The 3,337-nt window shown below is 67.7% G+C and carries 3 protein-coding genes; 1 reads left to right on the forward strand and 2 read right to left on the reverse strand.

The features are described from left to right. Positions 1–95: 95 nt before the first annotated feature. Both MLGJGCBP_RS17245 and MLGJGCBP_RS17250 read right to left on the reverse strand, forming a co-directional pair. Positions 96–437, reverse strand: coding sequence for a WhiB family transcriptional regulator (locus MLGJGCBP_RS17245; RefSeq protein WP_072937673.1), 342 nt, complete (start codon positions 435–437; stop codon positions 96–98). A 451-nt stretch (positions 438–888) separates the two neighbouring features. After that, a complete protein-coding gene (locus MLGJGCBP_RS17250) occupies positions 889–3,027 on the reverse strand; it encodes an ATP-dependent DNA helicase UvrD2 (RefSeq protein WP_160097149.1) in 2,139 nt (712 codons plus the stop codon). A gap of 80 nt (positions 3,028–3,107) precedes the next feature. Here MLGJGCBP_RS17250 and MLGJGCBP_RS17255 point away from each other — a divergent pair. Next, a partial coding sequence (locus tag MLGJGCBP_RS17255; protein WP_160097147.1) for a mycoredoxin occupies positions 3,108–3,337 on the forward strand: 230 nt, incomplete at its 3' end.

The raw sequence follows: 3,337 nt of genomic DNA on the forward strand, positions 1-3,337 counted from the left end.
CACCCCCAGCGTCCGCTGGGAACCATGAGGAGCGGGAGCCCCCCGCCCCTTTTCCATCACATCAACCGCGGGCGGTTAACAAGTACTCACAGGTGCTACGCACACACCAGCGCCGGCGTCTTGCGGGGACGTCCCCGGGGACGCTTGCGGGCGATCACGACACCCTGGTCGAAGATCTCCCCACCCCACACGCCCCACGGCTCACCTCGATCGAGGGCCGCGTCGAGGCAGCGGGAACGAATCGGGCAGGACGCGCACAGCGCCTTCGCCTGCTCCAGTTCGGTGGGAGAGTCCGCGAACCACAGGTCGGGATCGTCGACCCGGCACGGCAGGTCACCACGTGCGGTAGCTATCTGAACAAATCCGCTTGTGGCGGTTGAGGTTTCGGATACCCCTCGGCATGTCACGGTAGACACGTCGTTCTCCTCTGCTCTCATTGCGACGGTTGATCTCTTCGGTTCGATGAAAAAGGTGCGAACCAGAGCCGAGGCTGCGAGCGGAAAAGGTGCTCGAACTACGAAGGCCACGGTCCGCGATGCGGGTCCGTGGCCTTGAAAAGACGGTGGGAGTTGATCTATCGAGGAATTCCTCGACAACTCCGATACACGGACTCGACTGCTGCTGCGGGACGACGACGGGCTGCCGACCAGACAATCGCCGGTGCCGGTTCCGCCGCGTTCATGCCGAACAACGCGGAGGCGGCAGCGACTGCCGTCTCATGTGCTTGGAACTTTGTCATTTCACCGCCACCTCCATTTCTTCTCGATCCGATGTGAACCACACGGGTCTCCCCGCGCACTGAAACCACAGTAGGCAATTCTCCAGAACCGCACAACCTATTTTTGACCTGCAGTGATGCGTGCTACTACCCACCCGCGCGGGAGTCGTTCAGTGACTGCCGCTTCCCTTGATCACACCGAGGACGTCCTCGCCGAACTGTTCGAGCTTCTTTGCACCGATCCCGGGAATCGCGACGAGTCCGCGGTCGTCCTGCGGGCGCTGCTCGGCGAGAGCCGTCAACGTGTTGTCGCTGAACACCACGTACGCCGGGACCTTCAGCTCCCTCGACTTCTCGAGCCGCCACGACCGCAGCGATTCGAGCAGTTCCATGTCGATGTTCGACGGGCATCCCTCGCAGCGACCGAGCATGGTCGCGGTCGTCCCGATCAGCTGTTTTCCGCAGAGCCGGCACCGTGGACGCTTCTTGCTGCTCTTGACGGGCGCCGCGATCCGCGAGGCAGGCGAGTCTTCGGGGATGAGTCCGTGCAGGAACCGCGAACGGCGCCGCGACTTGCGGCCGCCCTCGTTCCGGGACAGCGCCCACGACATCTGCAGGTGCTCGCGGGCGCGGGTGACGCCGACGTACAGCAACCGGCGTTCCTCCTCGACGGCAGCTTCGTCGGGCGCCGAAGTGGAGTCGCCGAGCACGTGCTGGATGGGCAGCGTTCCGTCGGTGAGGCCGACGAGGAACACGGCGTCCCATTCGAGCCCCTTCGCGGCGTGCAGGGACGCGAGGGTCACACCCTGCACGACGGGTGGGTGCCGCGCCTCCGCCCGCAGACTCAGCTCGCGCAGCAGTGCGTCGAGGGTCAACTCCGGATCCTGGGTCAGCTGTTCCTCGGTGAGCGCGACGAGCGCCGACAGGGAGGCCCACCGCTCGCGGGCCTGCGCACCCGCCGGTTCGGCGTCCGTCAGCCCCAGCGGCACGAGGACGGCGCGGACGAGCGTGACGAGATCGGCGCCGACCGCGTCGGGCAGGTCGTCGCGGCCCGCGGCCTGACGCAGCGCCGCCACGGCCTGACGCACCTCGGTGCGGGTGAAGAAGCCCTCCCCGCCCCGCACCTGGTACGGGATGTCGAGTTTCGTCAGCGCCTGCTCGTGCACTTCGGATTGGGCGTTGATCCGGTACAGGACCGCGATCTCCGCCGCCGGAGTGCCGGACGCGATGAGCCGCTTGATCGTGCGCGCCACCCCGGCGGCCTCGGCCGGTTCGTCGTCGAACTCGACGAAACTCGGCTCCGGTCCGGAGTCGCGCTGCCCGATCAGTTGCAGACGGGTGCCCGCGATCCGGCCGCGGGCCGCTCCGATCACCCTGTTCGCCATCGACACGACCTCGGGGGTCGAGCGGTAGTCGCGCTCGAGGCGCACGACGGTGGCCTCGGGGAACCGGCGCGAGAAGTCGAGCAGGTAGTTCGGGGTGGCGCCGGTGAACGAGTAGATGGTCTGGTTGGCGTCGCCGACGACGGTGAGGTCGTCCCGCTCCCCGAGCCAGGCGTCGAGGACACGCTGCTGCAGCGGGGTGACGTCCTGGTATTCGTCGACGACGAAGCAGCGATAGCGGTCGCGGAACTCCTCGGCGACAGCCGAATGCTCTTCGAGTGCCGCCGCCGTGTGGAGCAGGAGGTCGTCGAAATCGAGGAGCATACCGTCCTGGCCGCGGGCCTTGAGCTGTTCGTAGCCGTGATACACCTCGGCGACCTTCGCGGCGTCGACCGGCGCCTCCCGGCGCAACTTCGCCACCGCACGCGGGTAGTCCTCGGGCGCGATCAGCGAGGCCTTGGCCCACTCGATCTCACTCGCCAGGTCTCGGATGCTCTCCGTGCTGGTGGACAGGCCGACCCGTCCGGCGGCGGACGACACGACCGCGAACTTGCGGTCCAGCAGCCGCCATTCCGTGTCGCCGACCACCTGCGGCCAGAAGTACCGCAGCTGCCGCAGCGCGGCGGCGTGGAACGTGCGCGCCTGGACCTGCGCTCCCCCGTCGCCGATCCCCAGGCTGCGCAGCCGCCCGCGCATCTCGCCTGCCGCACGCGCCGTGAACGTGACCGCCAGCACCTGCCCCGCGGCGACGTGCCCGCTGGCCACGAGGTGCGCGATCCGCCGGGTGATGGTCCGGGTCTTGCCTGTTCCGGCCCCCGCCAGCACACACACCGGCCCCCGGGGAGCGAGGACCGCTGCGGACTGTTCGGGATCGAGACCGGTAGTCGTCACCTCTGCTGCGCCGGCTGCTGACATGGCGTCCATCATGACAGGGGCGACCGACACGACGCGAAGCGGACGAACACCGCAGTGGGAACACCCGGCGGACTCGTGGTGTTATATCCGCCGTGACTGCAACCGACACCCCCGCCCTGACCATCTACTCCACCACCTGGTGCGGCTACTGCCGGCGCCTGAAGACGCAGCTCGACGAATCCGGCATCGGCTACGTGGAGATCGACATCGAGGACGATCCGGCGTCTGCGGAGTTCGTCGGCAACGTCAACGGCGGCAACCACGTCGTGCCCACCGTCAAGTTCGCCGACGGCAGCACCGCAACCAACCCGTCGTTGGCACA

It is taken from the genome of Rhodococcus sp. T7, assembly GCF_009872365.1.
GTDB lineage: Bacteria > Actinomycetota > Actinomycetes > Mycobacteriales > Mycobacteriaceae > Rhodococcus_F.

Excerpts from the sequence above, each read along its gene's own strand:
- MLGJGCBP_RS17245 (WP_072937673.1), bottom strand. The coding sequence starts at position 437 with ATGAGAGCAGAGGAGAACGACGTGTCTACCGTGACATGCCGAGGGGTA.
- MLGJGCBP_RS17250 (WP_160097149.1), bottom strand. The coding sequence starts at position 3,027 with ATGATGGACGCCATGTCAGCAGCCGGCGCAGCAGAGGTGACGACTACC.